Genomic DNA, 19,233 nt, shown 5'->3' with positions numbered 1-19,233 from the left:
CCCGAAACGCTAGCGAGTCGGTCGGCGCAGGTCAAGCGCCGATGTGGGCCGGGCGTGCGCGCATCGGCCGCGATCGCCCGCCGGACGGGCCGCAAGCGGGTTCGGGCCGGTTGTCGCGCGGTCGGCCGGCGGCCGCTTCGCGGGCGTCGAGCGGCACCGCGGAAAGGACGAAAAAAAGGGCACGGTCGGCGCAAAGCGCCGGCGTGCCCGCATGGAGAAGAATCCCGGACGGAGGGAACGGCGGGGCGCGATGGGCCCCGCTTCCGGTCAAAAACGCGTACGGATGCCCGAAGTCAGTTCGAGCTGGTTCTTCGCGCCGAACGTCGACGCCGCCGTGTAGCCGCCATGCAGCTTCATGTAGTCGCCGGCCAGGTACACCTCGGTGCGCTTGCTCAGGTGATAGAACACCGACCCGTAGATCGTCTCCTTGAAGCCGTTGGCGACGCCGTTGGTCAGGCTGAACGCGCCGAGGTTCGCGTTCGGCGTGAAGCCGTCCGCGTTGTTCGCGGCGTTCTTGACGCGCATCTGCTGGTAGCCGAGCTCGTAGTCGAGCGCGCCCTTCGGCGCGATCTTCATCGACACCGTCCACGAATCGTCGTGGCGCTGGCCGAGCGAGCCCTGGTCGCCGTTGTAGCGGAAGTAGCCGGCATTCAGGCGCACGATATCGAACGTGTAGTTGCCGCCGACCGAGAACGTCTGGTTCCTGAAGCCGCCGTGGTTCACGTGGTTGTAGAAGCCCGACACGTTGAACGGGCCGCCGTTGTAACCGAGCGCGACCTGGTACGCGGAGCCGGTCGCGAACTGCGTCGAGTTGCTGAACTGGTAGCCGGCGCTCGCGAAGATGCCGTTGCCGAACAGCTTCTTCCACGCGATGCCGTTGTTGTAGCGCGTGCCGGTCGGGCCGGCCGCGTAGAAGATCATCTGCTTGAAGTTGTTCGAGTTGGTCCAGCCGCCTTCCTCGGTCGACAGCTTCGCGGAGCCGTACGGGTCGCCGTAGATCGCCGCCGAGTCGCGTGCGATGGTGTTCTGGAAGCCGGCCGTCAGCTTGCCGAAGCGTTCGTCCTCGACACCGACCCACGCGTCGCGGTCGAAGATCTGACCTTCGTCTTCCATCTGGCCGTTCGCGACCACGAATTCGCTTTCGAGGCGGAAGATGATCTTCGTGCCGCCGCCGATGTCTTCGGCGCCTCGCAGGCCCCAGCGGCTGCCGCTGAACCACGGCTCGCCTTCGTTGCCCATGCCGATCACGTGCTTGCCGTTCGCGTCGGCGTGGGTCCGGTAGGTCGGAAAGCTCAGGTCCATCAGGCCGTAGAGCTGCACGCTCGACTGCGCATGCGCGTGGGTGCCGGCGCACAGGCCTGCCGCCGCGATGGAAAGGGCAAGGGTTTTTCGTTTCAAGATCGTCTCCTCCGAGCTGCCGCATTGAAATCTGGTCGTTGGCAGTACGCAATGTATGCCGACTCTTGCCGGCCACAGCGAGAGGGCCGACGCGTAGCATCGTAGAGGGTGGAATCCTTCACGACGCTTTCCCCGACGCAAGAATCGGATCGGTGAAAACACCGAACGCGCAACGATCGCGGATGGTGCAGGCGTGCGGACGCGCGCCCGCCGGGTTTCCGGTGACGTTTCGTGATACGAATCGATGTTCGGGGGCGAGGAGGAACGCCCGTCAGTCGTGCGCGCTTTTCGCGCGCAGGATGTAACCGAGCCCGCGCAGCGTGATGATCTCCGCCGTGCTGCCCGCGAGATGCTTGCGCAGCCGGTGGATATAGATGTCGATCGCGTCGGCGCTCGGCTCGTCGTCGAGCGCGAACACGCTGTCCATCAGCCGTGCCTTCGACACCGTCTTGTTCTGCTGCAGCATCAGCGTTTCGAGGATCGCGTGCTCGCGGCGGCGCAGCGCGAGCACCGTTTCGCCGCAGCGGAATTCGCGCGTGCCGAACGCATAGACGAGATCGCCGCACACGAGCTGCGTCGTGCCGACGCCGGCCTGCCGGCGGATCAGCGCGCGAATCCGCGCAACCAGCTCGCGCGACTCGAACGGCTTCACCACGTAATCGTCGGCGCCCGCGCCGAAGCAGTCGACCTTGTCGTCGACCGAGCCGTGCGCGGTCAGCATCAGCACCGGCACGTTGTCGTTGCGGCGCCGCAGCCGCGCGAGCACTTCCTTGCCGCTGATGCCGGGCAGTCGCATGTCGAGCAGCACCGCGTCGTAGCGTTCGGTCTTCAGTACCGTGTCGGCGCGTTCGCCGTCGCCGACGCTGTCGACCGCGAAATCCTCGCCGCGCAGCAGGTTCACGATCCAGTGCGCGAGTTCGGCGTTGTCTTCGACCAGCAGGAGTTTCATGGGGACATCTCGTCAATCATAGGCGGGCAGCCGCACAGTCACGACAATACCGCGATTGCCGGGCCCCGGCGCGAGCGACACGCTGCCGCCGTGCGCCTGCGCGATCTCGCGGACGATCGCGAGCCCGAGGCCCGAGCCCTCGGTGTCGGCCGACACGCGGTAGAACCGCTTGAACACGTGCGGCCGCGCCTCGGCCGGAATGCCGGGGCCGTTGTCGATCACGTCGAGCACGATCGCGTCGCCGTCGCGCCGCGCGGCGACCGTCACGCAGCCGCCCGGCTGCGTGTAGCGCACCGCGTTGTCGACGAGGTTCATCACCAGCGCGGTCAGCAGGCTGTCGCTGCCCGCGACGTCGAGCCGCTCGCCGAGATCGGCGCCGAGGTCGATGTCGCGCCGCTGCGCGAGCACGATCGTTTCCTCGAGCACGCTCGACACCACGGCCGCGAGATCGACGCGATGGGTCAAGAGCGTCGACGGCGTCGCTTCCGCATGCGCGAGCAGCAGCAGCTTGTCGGTCACGTCGGCCATCTTGCGGCTGCTGCGCTGCATGCTGTCGAGCACCGACGCGAGTTCCGCATCGTCGTGCCCGCGCCGCTGCGCGTACTGGATCTGCGTGTCGAGCACCGCGATCGGCGTGCGCAGCTGGTGCGCGGCGTCCGCGATGAAGCGGCGCTGCGTGGCCGTATGCGTGTTGAGCCGCGCGATGCACTGGTTGATCGCGTCGACGATCGGCCGCAGCTCGTGCTGCAGCCGCTCGGGGCGGATCGGCTCCAGCTCCATCGGCCCGCGGTCGGCCACGTCGTCCTTCAATTTCATCAGCGGGCGCAGCTCGAAGGTGAGGCCGAGATAGACGAGCACCACCGCGAGCATCAGCATCAGCGACAGGCGCACGAGCTGCGGGCGCCAGATCGTGTCGATCATCGCGTTGCGCGAACGCACCGTCTTCGCGACGACGACCGTGACCGTCTCGATCTGCCCCTCGTTGTAAAGCTGGCGATCGTAGGCCGCCGCGCGCAGCGGCACGCCGTCGAGCGCCGTGTCGTACAGCGTCGGCTCGACGCCGTGCCGCGCGGGCACGTCGAGCGCCGGCGTGCCCGCGAGCAGGCGGTCGTGGCCGTCGATCACCTTGTAGAACACCGAGTCGCGCGACGGCGATTCGAAGATCTCCAGCGCGGCCGGCGGCACGTCGGCAACCGGCAGCCCGTTGCGCCATTCGACGTCCTCGCCGATCGTGCGCGCGGACGCGACGAGCGCGCTGTCCTGCACGAGCCCGGCCGTGGTCCGCGCGGTGTCGTACGACATCGCGCCGGCGATCAGCACGAACACCGCGAGCGGCAGCAGCAGCCACCACAGCAGCCGTCCGCGCAGGCTGTGCGCCATCCCGTTGCGCTCCTTCTCCGAAATGCCGAACCGCGCCGGGGGCGCCGGCGCGGTCGGGAGTGTCATGTCAGGCGTCCGGACGCCGCGTTCAGAACGCCGCGGGGCGCCACTTCAAGAGCCGCTTCTCGAGCCAGGTCAGCAGGTAGTCGGCGGCCAGCGCGACCACGGCCAGCACGATCATCGCCGCGAACACGCCGCTCGCGTTGAACGCGCCCTGGGCGGTGGAGATTAGCAGGCCGATGCCCTGCTTGGAACCCAGGAATTCGCCGACGACCGCACCGACCAGCGCGAAACCGAAGCTCACGTGCAGGCTCGCGAGAATCCAGCTCAGCGCGGACGGGATCACGACCGCCGTGGTGATCTGCCGGCGCGACGCGCCGAGGATCTGTGCGTTCGCGATCAGGTAGCGGTCGGCTTCGCGCACGCCCTGGAACGCGTTGCCGAACACGACGAAGAACACCATCACGACGGCCAGCGCGATCTTCGACGCCATCCCGAGGCCGAGCGCGATCACGAAGATCGAGCCGAGCACGACGCGCGGAATCGAGTTCGCGATCTGGATGTAGAGGCCGAACACGTCGGCCATCAGCTTGTTGCGGCCGAGCACGATCCCGCAGATCACGCCGGCGACCGAGCCGATCACGAAGCCGATGCCGGTTTCCTCGAGCGTGACCCATACCTGCGTGAGCAGCGGGCCCTGCGACGTGCCGTTCACGAACCAGTCCTGGAGCTGCGCGAAGATCAGCGACGGCATCGAGAAGAAGAACGGATCGATCCACTTGAGCCGTGCGGCGAGTTCCCACCCGCCCAGCACGAACACGAGCACGGCGATCCGCAGCGTGACGATCAGGTTGCGCCGGCGGCGCAGCCGGCGTTGCGCGGCGCGCTCGTCGTCCTCGAGCGTCGTCGCCGGAAGGGCGGTGGGGGGAAGCGTCATGTCGGTCATGCTCCTGTCCTTGCTGTTCTTGCCGTGCGGCGTATGCGTCAGCCGATCTGCACTTCTTCGCGCAGGTCGTGCCAGATGTCCTTGGAAATTTCGATGAAGCGCGTGTCGTAGCGAATCTCCGACGTGACGCGCGGGCGCGGCAGGTCGATCTCGTACACGTGCTTGAGCGTCGCGGGGCGCGCGGTCAGCACGAACACGCGGTCGGCGAGCGCGATCGCCTCCTCGAGGTCGTGCGTGACGAACACGACCGAGCCCTTGTTCGCCGACCAGAGCTGCAGCAGCTCGTCCTGCATCAGCGTGCGGGTCTGCATGTCGAGCGCGGAGAACGGCTCGTCCATCAGCAGGATTTCCGGCTGGTTGATGAAGGTCTGCGCCAGCGCGACGCGCTTCCTCATCCCGCCGGAGAGCTGGTGCGGGTAGTGCTTCGTGAACTTGTCGAGGCCGACCTTGCGGATCCATTCCTCGGCCTGCGCATACGCGACGTCCTTCGAGCGGCCGCGGAACAGCGGGCCCGCCGCGACGTTGTCGATCACGTTGCGCCACGGGAACACGGCGTCGGCCTGGAACACGAAGCCGATGCGCGGGTCGATCCCGTCGACCGGGCGGCCCATCACGCGCACTTCACCCGACACGGGCTTGAGCAGCCCGGTGATCAGGTTGAGCGTCGTCGACTTGCCGCAGCCGGTCGGCCCGACGATCGCGATGAACTCGCCGCGCGCGACGCTCATGCTGAAGTCGCGCAGCGCGACGGTGGCCTTGCCTTCCGGCGAAATGAAGCGGCACGACACGTTGCGAAACTCGATCGCCGGTGTGTTCGGGGAGACTGCCTGGGTCATCGCATTCGTCCTGCGGGTGAAGAGGGCGTCGCATCGTGACGCAACGCCGGGCCGGTCAACCGGGCCGGAACGGAGAACGCACGGCGGCGGGATCGCCGCCGCCGGCGCCTGACCGATATCGATTACTTCGCGTTCACGAAATCGTTCGTGTAGGTCCGCGCCAGGTCGATGTGCTTGCCCTTCACCGACGGGTTGAACGCCGACAGCACCTTCAGCACGGTCGCCGGGCCGTCGGCCGGCATCTTGCCGTCGGCCGTGTACATCGGCAGCGACGCCTTCAGCGCGCTCACGTACAGCGCCTTGTCCTTCTGGTAGTCGGCCGGCATCTTCGCGGCGATTTCCTCGGCGCTGTGCGAGTGGATGAACTGCATCGTCTTCGCGAACGCGTGCGCGAGCTTGGTGGCTTCCGCCTTGTGCGAATCGGCCCATGCCGACTGCACGTACAGGCTCGCGGCCGGGTAGGTGCCGCCGAGCGCCGCGCGCGTGCCTTCCAGCGTGCGCAGGTCGACCAGCACCTTCGCATCGCCCATCTTCTCGAGCGCGGACACGGTCGGCTCGGTCGTCATCCCGGCGTCGATGCGGCCCTGCTTGATCGCGGCGATGAAGCTCGCGTCGGCGCCGACCGGCAGCATCGTGTACTGCGTCGACGGCACGCCGTGCGCAAGCGCGAGGTATTGCGTGAGGAAGCTCGTCGACGAGCCGAGGCCCGTCACGCCGAGCGTCTTGCCCTTCGCATCGGCCATCGACTTGAAGGTCGGCGCGGCCTTGGTCGACACCATCTCGACTTCGCCCGGCACCTGGCCGAACACCGCGATCGCCTTCACGTCCTTGCCCTTGCTCTGCAGGTCGATCGTGTGGTCGTAGAAGCCGACGACGCCCTGCACGGCGCCCGCGAGCAGCTCATTCTCGGCGTCGACGCCGGCCGGCTGCGACAGCAGCTCGACGTCGAGCCCTTCGGCCTTGAAGTAGCCGAGCTCTTGCGTGAGCCGCGCGGGCAGGTAGATCAGCTTCGCGATCCCGCCGACCATGATCGTGACCTTGCCGCCGTCGTCGGCGGCGAAGGCGGGGTGCGCGGCGAGCGCGCAGGTGAGGCCGGCTGCAACGGCGAGGGTGCGCAGGGTGGGTCGCATCGGGTCGTCTCCGTTCGTTGTATTCGTATGGCGCGATGCTTGCTGCATCGTCACGACGAGTATAGGGACGCGAAACCTTCTGCAACCTTTCGCGGGGTGGCGATTCCTTTAGGGGTTTTCCAGCAACGGGGGGCGGAACAGGCGGGGAACGGGGCCGGATGCGTCAGCGCCAGCCGAGCAGCACCCGCCCCATCGCATCCAGCCCCATGTCGAACAGGTGCGACACGAACGGCACGAGGTTCGGCACCATCAGCTGCACGAGCAGCAGCCCGACGAGCATCGTCACCGGAAAGCCGACTTGGAACACGCCGATCTGCGGCGCCGCGCGGTTCAGGATGCCGAGCGCGAGATTCGCGATCAAGAGCGCCGCGACCACCGGCAGCGCGAGCAGCAGCCCCATCTCGAACACGGTCGCGCCGAACGCGGCGAGCGTGCGCCAGCCGGGCGCGTGCAGCAGGTCGGCCGACACCGGCAGCGACTGGAACGATGCGGCGAGCGCGGCGAACACCTGCAGGTGGCCGTCCACCGCGAGGAACGCGAGCATCGCGACCGCGTTCAGGAAGCGCCCCATCACGGGCGTCGCGCCGCTCGTGTGCGGATCGAAGAAGGTCGCGAAGCCGAGGCCCATCGACAGCCCGATGAAGTCGCCGGCCGCCTCGACGGCCGCGAACACGAGCTGCATCGTGAAACCCATCGCGACGCCGATCAGGAACTGCGTGACGACGATCCAGATGCCCTGCGCGGAGAACACGGTGACGTCCGGCATCGCGCCGAGCGTCGGCGCGACGACCAGCGCCATGAACGCGGCGACGCCGATCTTCACGCGCACGGGTACCGCCGCGTGACCGACGACGGGCGCCGTCGCGACCAGCGCGAGCATCCGCACGAACGGCCACAGGAAGGCGGTGAGCCAGCCGTTGAGCTGCGCGTAGGTAACCGAGAACATCGCCGCCGGGGGTTAAGCGCGGCTCAGCCGGCGCCGAGCGTCGCGACGTGCAGCAGCGTCTGCCGCAGGTAGTCGAGCATCGTCGTCAGCATCCACGGGCCGGCAATCACGAGCGTCGCGGCGACCGCGAGCAGCTTCGGGATGAACGACAGCGTCGCCTCGTTGATCTGCGTCGCGGCCTGGAACAGGCTCACGACGAGGCCGACCGCGAGCGCGACCAGCAGTAGCGGGGCCGCGAGGAGCAGGCCGACCATCATCGCCTGGTGCGCGAGAGTCATCACTTGTTCGGGCGTCATCGAGAGATTCCTCCGCTGCTTACGTGAAGCTCTGCGCGAGCGAGCCGATCAGCAATTGCCAGCCGTCGACCAGCACGAACAGCATCAGCTTGAACGGCAGCGACACGGTGGACGGCGACACCATCATCATCCCCATCGACATCAGCACGCTCGCGACGACCATGTCGATGATCAGGAACGGGATGAAGACCGTGAAGCCGATCTGGAAACCCGTCTTCAGCTCGCTCGTGACGAACGCCGGCACCAGCAGCGACAGCGGCACGTCCTCGGGCCCCTGCATCGGCGCCGCCTTCGAGATCTTCGCGAACAGCGCGAGATCGGTCTCGCGGGTCTGCTTCAGCATGAAGGTCTTGAACGGCGCGACGCCGCGCTGCACGGCCTGCTCCATCGGCATCGTGCCGTCGGAGAACGGCTTGTAGCCGTCGTTGTACGCACGGTCGAGCACCGGCGACATCACGAAGAAGGTGAGGAACATCGCGAGGCCGACGAGCACCTGGTTCGGCGGCGTCGTCGCGGTGCCGAGCGCCTGGCGCAGCAGCGACAGCACGATGATGATGCGCGTGAAGCTGGTCATCATCAACACCATCGCCGGCAGGAACGACAGCATCGTGAGCAGCAGCATCGTCTGCACGCTCAGCGAATAGGTGGTGCCGCCGTGCGGGCCCGGGCTCGCGTTGAATGCGGGCAGGCCGTTCGCCTGCGCGTATGCGAGCGCGGGAGCGACGCAGAGGATCAGCACGGGCGCGAAGCGCGCCGCGCGACGCAGGAATTCGTGTTTCATCGGAATGCGGGAACGGAAAGAGGGCGCAGCGCCATGTCAGCGGTCCTTGCCGCGACCGAGCCGCTTCGCGGCTTCGCCCGCGAGCGCGTCGCGAAACCGCGAACCGAACGTGCCGGGCAGGCCGCCTTCGGACGAGGCGGCGCCGGCGGGCACGTCGGCCGAACCCGATGCCGCGGCGGCGGTTGCCGCCGCCGGGCCGGCCGGCAGCGTATGCAGCAGCCGAACGTTGCCCGGCGCGACGCCGAGCACGAGCCAGGTGTCGCCGATCTCGACGATCGTCGCGCTTTCCTTGGCGCCGAGCCCGACGCTCGACACGACCTTCAGCGGGCCGCCGCGCCGTGCGGGCTGGAAGCCGAAGCGGCGCGCGAGCCACGCGCACGCGAATACGAGACCGATCACGACCGCGAGCCCGACGAGCGTCTGCAACACCGCGCCGATGCCGAGCGACGGCGCGGCCGAGCCGACCGTCATGCTCGACGCGATCGAACCGGCGTTATTCACCGCGTTCATGTCGGCGGCGCCGGCCGGCGCGCTGGCGAGCGACACGGAAAGCGAAGCGGCGACGGCAAGCGCCGCCGCGATCGCGATGCGCGCGCGGCGGCCGGGCTTCGCGACGTTCATCGATTCAGCTTCCGGATGCGTTCGGCCGGGGTGATGATGTCGGTCAGGCGGATGCCGAACTTGTCGTTGACGACCACCACCTCGCCCTGCGCGATCAGGCAGCCGTTCACGAGCACGTCCATCGGCTCGCCCGCCATGCCGTCCAGCTCGACCACCGAGCCCTGCGCGAGCTGCAGCAGGTTGCGGATCGCGATCTTCGTGCGGCCGAGCTCCACGGTCATCTTGACCGGGATGTCGAGGATCATCTCGATGTCGTTGTGCGTCGAGCTCGCCGCGGCCTTCGACAGCGGCTGGAACACGCCGGCGCCCGTCGCGCCCGGCTGCACCGGCTGATGGTTCTGCTCGGCAAGCGCGGCGGCCCAGTCGTCCAGCCCCTGCTCCTCTTCCGCAGCGGCCGGTGCCGCCTGCGCGTCGGCGGCCGATGCCGCGAGCGCCGCATCGGCGATGGCTTGCACGTCGTCCTCGGGCGTCTGGTTCAGCTCACTCATATCCACCTTCCTTCATCGTATCGCCCGCGCTGATCATCTTCTGCACGCGCAACGCATATTGACCATTGAAAATTCCGTAGCCGCACTCCATCACCGGCACGCCGTCGACCTTCGCGGTGATCGTGTCGGCGATTTCCAGCGGCAGCACGTCGCCCGCGCGCAGGTTCAGGATCTTCTCGAACGTCGACGGGATTTCGGCGAGATTCGCGCACAGCTCGACTTCGGCGGCCTGCACCTGCTGCGACAGCACGCGCACCCAGCGGCGGTCGACTTCGAGCGCCTCGCCCTGGATCGGCGAACTGAGCACGTCGCGGATCGGCTCGATCATCGAGTACGGCATGCAGATGTGCAGCGTGCCGCCCGTCGGCCCGAACTCGATCGAGAACTGCGTGACGATCACGATCTCGTTCGGCGTCGCGACGTTCGCGAACTGCGTGTGCATCTCCGAGCGCACGAATTCGAACTGCAGCGGCCGCACGCTCTTCCATGCGGTCGCGTAGTGCTCGAACACGAGGTTCAGCAGCTTGCCGATGATCCGCTGCTCGGTGGCCGTGAAATCGCGGCCTTCGACGCGCGTGTGAAAGCGCCCGTCGCCGCCGAACAGGTTGTCGACGACGAAGAACACGAGGTTCGGGTCGAACACGAACAGCGACGTGCCGCGCAGCGGCTTCACGTGCACGAGGTTCAGGTTCGTCGGGATCGGCAGGTTGCGGGTGAACTCGCTGTACTTCTGCACCTTCACCTGGCTCACGGAAATTTCCGCCGTGCGCCGCATGAAGTTGAAGATGCCGATCCGCAGCAGCCGCGCGAAGCGGTCGTTGATGATCTCGAGGCCGGGCATCCGGCCGCGGACGATCCGCTCCTGCGTCGCGATGTTGTAGGGGCGGACGCCCGATATGTCGCGCTGCTCGTCGACTGAATCGGTTTCGCCCGTGACGCCCTTGAGGAGGGCATCGACCTCCTCCTGGGACATGAACTCCTGGTGGCCCATGCGCGCTCCTTTCGCGGCCGCGTTACTGGACGACGAATTCGGTAAACAACACGTCGTCGACCTTCGCGCGCTGGTTGCCCGGCTGCGTCGGCTGCTCGATCAGTTCCCGCAGTTCCTTCGAGAGCGAACGTTTGCCGTCCGGCGTCGCGAGATCCTCGGGATGCTTGTTCGACAGCGCGAGCAGGATCCGGCTGCGGATCTCCGGCATCCGCGCGGTCAGTTGCTCCTGCGCCTTCGGGTCGGTGAGCTTCAGCGACAGGCCGACGCGCAGGTAGTGCTGCGCGCCGTCGTCCGACTGCAGGTTCACGGTCAGCGGGTCGAGCGGGAAGAATACCGGCGCGGCGAGCGGCGCCGGCTCGGCAGGCGCGCTCGCATGGCCGACGCCTTCCTTGCTCAGGAACACGTACATGCCGCCGGCTGCGGCGGCGGCCGCGCCCAGCGCGATGACGGCGATGAGCGCGATGCGCTTGAACTTGCCGGAGGAAGCCGGCTTGTCGGCGGTCGGGTTTGCGGTCGTGGAGGCCATGTGAATGCGTGCGTGATGTCTCGTAGCATGCATTGTTCGGCATCCGGGCCGAGCCCGATGGGCGGAAAAGAGGGGGGATTTGCGGCTATCTCAGCCGATTGTCGGCCGGCGCGGCCCGATGCAGGGTAGGGGCAGCGGCGGAAGGCCGTCATTCAGGGCGCGGCCCGGCCGCCCGGCGCGGGGCCGTCAGATCGGCAGCAGCGTCAGCAGCGGCGCGATCAGCACCATCGCGACGCCGGCGATCATCATCGTGAGGCTCGACACGACGCCTTCCTCGCTGCCGATCTCGCGCGCCTTCGCGGTGCCCACGCCGTGGGCGGCCGCGCCGAACAGCGCGCCGCGCGCGAGCCGCGTGCGCATCGGCACGAGCGCGAGCACGATCTCGCCGAGCAGCATCCCGCAGATGCCGGTCGCGATCACGAACAGGGCCGTGAGGTCCTTCGGCGCGTGGATCTTGTCCGACACGGCGAGCGCGAACGGCGTCGACACCGAGCGCGTCATCAGCGAGCGCTGCAGTTCGGGCGACAGGTGCAGCAGCTTCGCGAGCAGCAGCGACCCGCACACGCCCGCGCCGATCCCGACCGCGACGCCGACCGACAGCGACAGCCAGTGCCGGCGGATCAGGTCGCGATACTCGTAGATCGGCACCGCGAATGCGATCGTCGCCGGGCCGAGCAGCCACATCAGCCAGCGCGTGTCGCGGAAGTAGACCGAATACGGGATGCCGGTCAGCAGGACGAGCAGCACCAGCACGCCCGGCACGAACACGAGCGGCGAGAACAGCAGCGTCTTCCTGTACGCATAGAGCCGCTTCGACACGAAATACAGCACGACCGTCAGCACGAAGCAGCCGAACGAGATCGCGGTATTCACCTTGTCGGCGGACAGGTTCGACAGCAAGGCAGGCATGCGCGGCTCCGGCTCAGTGGGCGGACACGGCGCTCAGGCGCGCACGGCGGCGTTCGGCGAACACGCGCTGCGCGGCGAGCCGGCGTTCGAGCTTCGCGGCGAGGTCGACCGCGACGGCCACCGCGACCATCACGAACGCAGTGCCCGCGAGCATCACCAGCGCGATGCGCCAGCCGTCCTCGCGGAACAGCCCGCCGTACTGGACGGCCGCGACGGCGGCCGGCACGAAGAACAGCAGCATGTCGGACAGCAGCCAGTTCGCGCCGTCCTTCACCCACGCGGGTGCGACGCGGCCCGAGAACAGCAGCACGAGGAGCACCGCGAGGCCGATCACGCCGGACGGGATCGGCAGTCCGACAGTGCGCACGGCCCAGTCGACCGCCAGCCACAGCGCGCCGAGCGCGGCGGCCTGCAGCGCGATCCGGCCCGTGCGCGTCATGCTGCCCGAAGCGGCAGGGCGGGTGGCGAGTGCGGCGGTCGGCTTGGTCATGGCGGGCTCCCTACAGAAATTCCGTTGATGGTGCGAGTATAGGGTTTCCCCTAACCATAAATAAAATGACTTGTCTCTATCCTTGTCATTCCAATTCGGAATTCGTTTTTGATTGCCGCACCAATTTGGGGAGTCATCGATGGAATTGCGCGCGCTGCGGTACTTCGTCGAGGTGGTCCGCCAGCAGAGCTTCACCGCGGCGGCCGACAAGCTGTTCGTGACCCAGCCGACCATCAGCAAGATGGTGAAGGCGCTGGAGGACGAGATCGGTTCGCCGCTGCTGCTGCGCGACGGCCGGCAGATGGTGCTGACCGACGCGGGGCGGATCGTGTTCCAGCGCGGCCAGGACGTGCTCGCCGCGCAGGCGCAGCTGCAGTCGGAGCTGAACGATCTCGGCACGCTCGGGCGCGGCGAGCTGACGATCGGCATCCCGCCGCTTGGCGGCTCGCTGTTCACGCCGATCATCGCCGCGTACAAGCAGCGCTATCCGAACATCGAGCTGAAGCTGTTCGAGCAGGGCGCGCGGATGATCGAGGCGGCGCTGATGTCGGGCGAGCTGGAGCTGGGCGGGCTGCTGGAGCCGGTCGATCCGGCCACGTTCGACGTGCTGCCGATGGTGCGCGCGCCGCTGTGGCTCGTCGCGCCGCGCGAGTCGCGCTGGGAGGATCAAGCGACCGTGCCGCTCGCGGATCTCGCGCGCGAGTCGTTCGTGTTCTATGCGGAAAGCCTCGCGCTGCACGACGCGGTGCTCGATGCGTGCCGGAAGGCCGGCTTCACGCCGTCGATCGTGAGCCGCAGCGGCCATTGGGATTTCATGGCCGCGCTCGTGCATGCGGGCGTCGGCATTGCGCTGCTGCCGGAGCCTTATTGCCGGCGGCTCGACGCGGGGCAGTTCACGTGCCGGCCGATCGTCGAGCCGGAGATCACGTGGGCGATCGCGCTCGGCTGGCTGAAGAAGGGGTATCTGTCGCACGCGGCGCGCGCGTGGCTGGAAGTGGCACGGGCGACGCTGCCCGTTGCGCCCGTCGACGATCTCGCGTTCGGCGGGTTGCGGGCGAGGGAGTGACGGCTGGCAACGCCGGGAGATAAAGCGAAAAAGGCGGGCGAAATGATCGCCCGCCGCGTGCTCAATGCCCCATCGCCGGCCCCGCGCCCTTCCTCGGCTTCGTGATCCACACGAGTGCCGCGAGCGCGATGAACATCACCGCCGACAGGTGGAAGAAGTCGTTGGTCGCCATCATGAAGCCCTGCTGCGTGACGAGCTGGTTGAGCTGCGCATTGGCCGTCTGCCCGACGATGCCGAGCTGCGCGAGCGCGCCCTGGTAGTCGGTCGTGTTCTGCGCGTAGGCGCTCACCGATTCCGACAACCGCGCATGGTGGTAGATCGCGTCGTTCTCCCAGAACGTCGAGCTGGCCGCGGTGCCGATCGCGCCCGACAGCGTGCGCAGGAAGTTCGACAGCCCCGACGCGCTCGCGAGCCGCTCGTCGGAGATGCTCGACAGCGTGATCGTCGTCATCGGCACGAAGAAGCACGCGACGCCGATCCCCTGCACGAGCCGCGGCAGGATCACGTGGTTGAACGGCACGTCGAGCGTAAACGTCGCGTTCCACAGCGACACGCCCGCGAACACGATGAACGCGAAACTCGCGACCATTCGCAGGTCGAGCCGGTGCATGTTGCGGCCGATCAGCGGCGACAGCACCAGCGCGAGCAGCCCGACCGGCGCGGTCGCGAGGCCGGCCTTGCCGGCCGTGTAGCCCATCACCGTCTGCAGCCACAGCGGGAAGATCACGACCGAGCCGAAGAACGCCATGAAACCGAACGAGATGATCAGCGCGCCAAGCGCGAAGTTGCGGTCCTTGAACAGCGACAGGTCGACCACCGGCTCCTTCTCGGTCGCCTCCCACACGAGCATGAACGCGAGCGACACGACCGCGATCAGCGCGAGCGCGACGATGAACGACGAGTTGAACCAGTCGCGGTCCTTGCCGAGGTCGAGCATCATCTGCAGGCACGACACGCCGATCACGAGCAGCGCGAGGCCGACCGCGTCGATCCGCTGCTTCGACGTCTTCGTCTCGCGGCCGCGCAGCAGGAAGTACGCGCAGGTCGCCGAGAACACGCCGATCGGCAGGTTGATGTAGAAGATCCACGGCCACGTGTAGTTGTCGCTGATCCAGCCGCCCAGCAGCGGGCCGAAGATCGGCGCGACGATCACCGTCATCGCCCATAGCCCGAGCGCGAGCCCGCGCTTCGCGGGCGGGTAACTGCGCATCAGGATCGTCTGCGACAGCGGCACCATCGGCCCCGACACGAGGCCCTGCAGCAGCCGGAACGCGATCAGCGTCTCGAAGTTGGTCGCGAGGCCGCACAGCGCCGACGCGACCGTGAACGCGAGCACCGACAGCGTGAACAGCCGCACCTCGCCGACCCGCCGCGCGAGCCAGCCGGTCAGCGGCACCGCGATCGCGGACGCAACCGAGTACGACGAGATCACCCATGTGCCTTCGCTCGTCGCGACGCCGAGGCTGCCCGAGATGGTCGGCACCGCGACGTTCGCGATCGACGTGTCGAGCACTTCCATGAAGGTGCCGAGCGCGAGCCCGACAGTGAGCAGCGCGAGCGCGCCGCCGGTCAGCGGCGCGGGTTCGGCGGCGGGGGAGGCGGCGGATGCCGTGGTGGCGGACATCGGAATCTCCTAGACGCGGCGCGCGCGACGCGCCGGCACAACGCACGGGTGCGCGACGCAGCGCGGCCCGGCCGGGTGGAACGGATCAGGAAAGAAACGCAGCGCGTGCCTTGTCATCTTCTGCCCAGACAGAGAAATAAACGAATGCTTAACCTAGACATGGGGCCTCCGTGCGCATCAGCAGTCCGGTTCGTCGGGCTTCGGGCAACCGGTCGTGCCGGGCCCGTTGGCGATGAAGCGCTGCAACAGGCAGGTGAGCGTCGCGAGTTCGTCGGCCGAGAAACCGTCGAGCTGCGCGTTGAGCGCGGTCGCGATCAGCGACGGCAGCGCGCGGGCCGCATCGGCGCCGCGTTCGGTCAGCGTCAGCTCGATCATCCGGCGGTCCTGCTCGCTGCGCGAGCGCGCGACCAGCCCCTTGCGTTCGAGCCGGTCGAGCATGCGTGTCATCGAACCGCTGTCGTACGACATCTTGCGAGACAGCTCGAACGGCGTGCGCGCATAGCCGCGCGACAGCAGCAGAATCACGCCGATCTGCTGCGCGGTGAGGTCGAGCGGCTCGAGCGCTCGGTCCATCCGCTCGACGAGCGCCTGCTTCGCCTTCGACAGGTAATAGCCGAGGCTCGTTTCCAGCGCGATGTTCTCGGGATCGTAGAGGCTGCCGGTCATGCGATTGCGCACGCAGCAACAGTGCGTTTCGGGTTAAAACGCGCCCAGTATCTTGAAAAATGATTGCTTAGTCAATATTATTTGAGGCAACCAGTTACGACGTGCATGTTGCACTGCCGGAGACTATGTTCTGACCGATTCGCCCGCGCTGCCGGGCACCCGAGGATGTTCGCGATGCTGTTCCTGAAAAATGCCGCCGGCGCGCTGCGCCGCAACCTGACCGATACCGCTCATCATGTGTTTTCCGGGCCGCACCGCGGCTGGAAGATCGCGCTGTACGTGACGATGCTGGTCGTGCCGGGCGGCTCGCTCGCGGCGCTCGGGTTCGCATGGTTCGATCATCGCCGGCAGCGCAACGCGAAGGGCGGCGCACGCCGCACGAGCCAGCCGGCCGCGACGGAGCCGTCGTCATGGCGGCCCGCCGCCGAACCCGTCCCGGTGCCGGTGCGCTGCCACTGACGTCGCGTCGCTCCCGCTTTCCCGACTGTTCCGACTGATCGCGGGCCGCGCCCGCTGCGGCCGCCGTCGCGCGTCTGTCTCGCCGCAAGCGATCCGTAATGGCCGGTAACCCGGCCGCTCGCACCGGTAACACATTCCGGCCGCCGCGCACCGTACCCTTAGGGCTGCGCGGCTTCCCCGCCGTCAGTTACCATTTGTCCGCCAGCGGCATGACGACCGCATCGCGCGACGCCGCTCGCCGGCCGTCGCGCCCAGACAGGAAAACCACGATGCCGTACGCCTCCCTCCCGCGCGCCCTTCGCCCGCTGAGCGCCGCCGTCGCCGTTGCGACGGCCGTGCTGCTCGCCGGCTGCGCCGTCGGGCCCGACTATCACCGGCCCGACACGTCGATTCCCGCCGCATTCAAGGAAGCGCCGGCCGGCTGGAAGGTCGCGCAGCCCGCCGATCGCGCCGACCGCGGCCCGTGGTGGACGGTCTACAACGATCCGCAGCTCGATGCGCTGATCGGCAAGCTCAATGCGTCGAACCAGACCATCGCGCAATCGGCGGCCGCATACCGGCAGGCGCGCGCGCTCGTCACCGAGGCGCGTGCCGCGTATTTCCCGACCGTCGGGCTGACCGCGTCGGGCTCGCGCGCCCGTACGCCGCGCACGTCGCTGTCGTCGGGCTCGTCGTCGAGTGTCGGCAGCGGCTCGTCCGGATCGATCGGCAACAGCTACAGCGTCGGCCTCGACGCGAGCTGGGAGCCCGACCTGTGGGGCAAGGTAAGCCGCACCGTCGGCGCGCAGCGCGCCGGCGAAGCGGCTGCCGCGGCAGATCTCGCGAACGCGCGGCTGTCGCAGCAGGCGCTGCTCGCGCAAACCTATTTCCAGCTGCGCACGTCCGATGCGCTGCAAAAGCTGCTCGACGACACCGTGAAGTCGTACGAACAGTCGTTGAAACTCACGCAGAACCAGTATGCGCAGGGCGTCGCCGCGCGCGCGGACGTGATCCAGGCGCAGACGCAACTGCAGAGTGCGCAGGCCGCGTCGATCGACAACGGCGTCGCGCGCGCGCAGTACGAGCATGCGATCGCGACGCTGATCGGCGAACCGGCATCGACCTTCTCGCTGCCGCCGAACCCGCTCGCGGCCGAGCCGCCGATCACGCCGGTCGACGTGCCGTCCGCGCTGCTCGAGCGCCGGCCCGACATCGCGGCCGCCGAACGCCGCGCGGCCGCCGCGAACGAACAGATCGGCGTCGCGATTTCCGCATTCTTCCCGACGCTCACGCTGTCGGCCACCGGCGGCTTCCAGAGTTCGGTGTGGTCGCAGCTGTTCACGCTGCCGGCGCGTTTCTGGACGGTCGGCCCGCAACTCGCGGCCACGCTGTTCGACGCGGGGCTGCGCGCCGCGCAGACCGACGCCGCGCGCGCGACCTACGACCAGGACGTCGCCGCGTATCGCCTCGCGGTGCTCACCGCATTCCAGGACGTCGAGGACAACCTCGCGTCGCAACGCATCCTCGCGCAGGAAATCGACGTGCAGCGGCAGGCCGTCGACAGCGCCGAACACTCGCTCGCGATCGTCACGAACCAGTACAAGGCCGGCACGGTCGCATATCTGAACGTGCTGACCGCGCAGACCACCGCGTTCACCGCGCAGCAGAAGCTCGCGACGATCGCCGGGCAGCGGATGGTGTCGTCGGTCGGGCTCGTGAAGGCGCTCGGCGGCGGCTGGGATGCGTCGGACATAACGCGCGAAACGGGCGACATCGCTGCGCCGGCGCCGGCCAGTAGTAGGGCAGCCGCGCCGATCGCACAAAAGTGAAAATCGCGGTCCATGCGCATGACGCCTCGGACTGTATTACCGTTGAGTAGCAGAGGCGACGAAAACCGCGAATCCTTTCGTTGAACGATTGCAGGCCTATGCCGGTTATCGGAATGGCGTACAAATCGCATATTTCGTTCACGTCCTAATTGCTGGCGCGTAAATTCTGATAAAACTCCATATTCAGTCTGATTTTTTGTCTTTTTTATTATCTCAAAATTAAATCGTTAAACTTATTAATGGCATGTATTACAAATTCACTGCATCAGTAATTCGATGCTCATACAGTCATTAACAAGGAGAAACGTAAGTGATCGCAAAGACCGGAGAAAAATGCCCTCAGGGGGGCACGTGGCATCCTGTCGGAAATCCGAATGACACACGCTCCATCGGTATCGGCAATATCATGCCGCCCACCCCGAAGGGCGAATCGCACTGGGTTCTGAAAACGCCGACAGGCGACAAATAAGCGGTATGGGGCCGGCCTTGCCGGCCCTTCCTTTAAGTACTTGGCGTCCCGATATCTGCATCGAGGAAATTGCTGGCGCATTACTCTCGCCAGGCAATATCAGCCTCATACCGAAAGAACACCATTTCAGCCGATCGCGCGTTTCTCTTGCGTTCAAGGCCAACGCGCGCGTCAGCGCATCGCGTCGCCGAAGATCAGCGACACCTCGTTGTTCCCGATCGGGTGACCGAGCAGGTTCAGCAGCCCCGCGAGGTTCGCCTGCTGCTCGGGCGCCGCATGCGCGGTGCCGCGGAACGATCCCTGGCCTGGGCCGAAGCTGCCGTGTCCGTCGAGGAACAGCGGGCCCTGCGTCGTCGACAGGTCGAGATCGGCGCCCGCCCCCTTCGCCTGCAGCACCGCGCGGTACGAACCGAGCGGCTTCACGCGCGACACGCGCGAACTCATCGAGTCGATC

21 protein-coding genes are annotated in these 19,233 nt (G+C 67.4%); 3 read left to right on the top strand and 18 right to left on the bottom strand.

Annotation, left to right across the window (positions count from 1 at the left end):
* Positions 1-267 precede the first annotated feature (267 nt).
* From ACNQQL_RS32265 to ACNQQL_RS32195, 15 genes are all read right to left on the bottom strand, one after another.
* Positions 268-1,398, bottom strand: coding sequence for a porin (locus ACNQQL_RS32265; protein ID WP_204425170.1), 1,131 nt, complete (start codon positions 1,396-1,398; stop codon positions 268-270).
* 271 nt (positions 1,399-1,669) lie between these two features.
* A complete protein-coding gene (locus tag ACNQQL_RS32260; RefSeq protein WP_072442557.1) occupies positions 1,670-2,347 on the bottom strand; it encodes a response regulator in 678 nt (225 codons plus the stop codon).
* 12 nt (positions 2,348-2,359) lie between these two features.
* Positions 2,360-3,727, bottom strand: a complete 1,368-nt coding sequence (locus ACNQQL_RS32255; protein WP_347068371.1) for a sensor histidine kinase — start codon at positions 3,725-3,727, stop codon at positions 2,360-2,362.
* An 88-nt stretch (positions 3,728-3,815) separates the two neighbouring features.
* Positions 3,816-4,673 (bottom strand): ABC transporter permease, encoded by an 858-nt coding sequence (locus tag ACNQQL_RS32250; RefSeq protein WP_347068334.1) that lies wholly within the window; start codon positions 4,671-4,673, stop codon positions 3,816-3,818.
* Between the two features lie 38 nt (positions 4,674-4,711).
* Positions 4,712-5,509, bottom strand: coding sequence for an ABC transporter ATP-binding protein (locus tag ACNQQL_RS32245; RefSeq protein ID WP_347068332.1), 798 nt, complete (start codon positions 5,507-5,509; stop codon positions 4,712-4,714).
* A gap of 122 nt (positions 5,510-5,631) precedes the next feature.
* Entirely contained in the window at positions 5,632-6,639 is a 1,008-nt protein-coding gene (locus tag ACNQQL_RS32240) for an ABC transporter substrate-binding protein (RefSeq protein ID WP_204425180.1), read from the bottom strand.
* Positions 6,640-6,802: 163 nt separating this feature from the next.
* A complete protein-coding gene (gene fliR, locus ACNQQL_RS32235; RefSeq protein ID WP_072442581.1) occupies positions 6,803-7,585 on the bottom strand; it encodes a flagellar biosynthetic protein FliR in 783 nt (260 codons plus the stop codon).
* Positions 7,586-7,608: 23 nt separating this feature from the next.
* Positions 7,609-7,881 carry a flagellar biosynthesis protein FliQ gene (fliQ, locus tag ACNQQL_RS32230; RefSeq protein ID WP_006401718.1) on the bottom strand — a complete coding sequence of 91 codons (273 nt, stop codon included), beginning with the start codon at positions 7,879-7,881 and terminating at the stop codon, positions 7,609-7,611.
* 19 nt (positions 7,882-7,900) lie between these two features.
* Positions 7,901-8,662 carry a flagellar type III secretion system pore protein FliP gene (gene fliP / locus ACNQQL_RS32225; protein ID WP_072442583.1) on the bottom strand — a complete coding sequence of 254 codons (762 nt, stop codon included), beginning with the start codon at positions 8,660-8,662 and terminating at the stop codon, positions 7,901-7,903.
* Between the two features lie 36 nt (positions 8,663-8,698).
* Positions 8,699-9,283 carry a flagellar biosynthetic protein FliO gene (fliO, locus tag ACNQQL_RS32220; protein ID WP_347068328.1) on the bottom strand — a complete coding sequence of 195 codons (585 nt, stop codon included), beginning with the start codon at positions 9,281-9,283 and terminating at the stop codon, positions 8,699-8,701.
* Positions 9,280-9,771, bottom strand: a complete 492-nt coding sequence (fliN, locus tag ACNQQL_RS32215; protein ID WP_072442588.1) for a flagellar motor switch protein FliN — start codon at positions 9,769-9,771, stop codon at positions 9,280-9,282. Before fliN ends, fliO begins: the two co-directional genes overlap by 4 nt.
* Positions 9,764-10,762, bottom strand: a complete 999-nt coding sequence (fliM, locus tag ACNQQL_RS32210) for a flagellar motor switch protein FliM (RefSeq protein WP_347068325.1) — start codon at positions 10,760-10,762, stop codon at positions 9,764-9,766. The genes fliN and fliM overlap by 8 nt, the downstream gene beginning before the upstream one ends.
* A gap of 22 nt (positions 10,763-10,784) precedes the next feature.
* A complete protein-coding gene (fliL, locus tag ACNQQL_RS32205) occupies positions 10,785-11,321 on the bottom strand; it encodes a flagellar basal body-associated protein FliL (RefSeq protein ID WP_047899414.1) in 537 nt (178 codons plus the stop codon).
* Positions 11,322-11,474: 153 nt separating this feature from the next.
* On the bottom strand, positions 11,475-12,197 hold the full coding sequence (locus ACNQQL_RS32200; protein ID WP_034183794.1) for an LrgB family protein: 723 nt from the start codon (positions 12,195-12,197) through the stop codon (positions 11,475-11,477).
* Positions 12,198-12,210: 13 nt separating this feature from the next.
* Positions 12,211-12,687, bottom strand: coding sequence for a CidA/LrgA family protein (locus tag ACNQQL_RS32195; protein WP_347068323.1), 477 nt, complete (start codon positions 12,685-12,687; stop codon positions 12,211-12,213).
* 139 nt (positions 12,688-12,826) lie between these two features.
* Between ACNQQL_RS32195 and ACNQQL_RS32190 the strand changes: the two genes are divergently transcribed.
* Positions 12,827-13,753 (top strand): LysR family transcriptional regulator, encoded by a 927-nt coding sequence (locus ACNQQL_RS32190; RefSeq protein ID WP_152860470.1) that lies wholly within the window; start codon positions 12,827-12,829, stop codon positions 13,751-13,753.
* Between the two features lie 61 nt (positions 13,754-13,814).
* Here ACNQQL_RS32190 and ACNQQL_RS32185 read toward each other — a convergent pair whose 3' ends face one another.
* Positions 13,815-15,377, bottom strand: coding sequence for a DHA2 family efflux MFS transporter permease subunit (locus tag ACNQQL_RS32185; protein ID WP_347068320.1), 1,563 nt, complete (start codon positions 15,375-15,377; stop codon positions 13,815-13,817).
* 177 nt (positions 15,378-15,554) lie between these two features.
* Positions 15,555-16,043, bottom strand: a complete 489-nt coding sequence (locus ACNQQL_RS32180) for a MarR family transcriptional regulator (protein ID WP_347068318.1) — start codon at positions 16,041-16,043, stop codon at positions 15,555-15,557.
* 174 nt (positions 16,044-16,217) lie between these two features.
* On the opposite strand from ACNQQL_RS32180, the gene ACNQQL_RS32175 reads away from it, so the two are divergent.
* Positions 16,218-16,502 carry a multidrug ABC transporter ATPase gene (locus ACNQQL_RS32175; protein WP_111017789.1) on the top strand — a complete coding sequence of 95 codons (285 nt, stop codon included), beginning with the start codon at positions 16,218-16,220 and terminating at the stop codon, positions 16,500-16,502.
* A 269-nt stretch (positions 16,503-16,771) separates the two neighbouring features.
* Complete coding sequence (locus ACNQQL_RS32170; protein ID WP_347068316.1) at positions 16,772-18,310, top strand: efflux transporter outer membrane subunit; 1,539 nt, start codon at positions 16,772-16,774, stop codon at positions 18,308-18,310.
* Between the two features lie 640 nt (positions 18,311-18,950).
* On the opposite strand, the gene gspN is transcribed toward ACNQQL_RS32170, so the two are convergent.
* Positions 18,951-19,233, bottom strand: a 283-nt coding sequence (gspN, locus tag ACNQQL_RS32165; protein ID WP_347068314.1) for a type II secretion system protein N, incomplete at its 5' end; no start/stop codon positions are given.

This window comes from Burkholderia sp. LFS061, from assembly GCF_047978125.1.
GTDB classification, from domain to species: domain Bacteria; phylum Pseudomonadota; class Gammaproteobacteria; order Burkholderiales; family Burkholderiaceae; genus Burkholderia; species Burkholderia pyrrocinia_C.
Note: the sequence above shows the minus strand (reverse complement) of the source record. Positions and strands in the feature narration are given on the sequence as shown.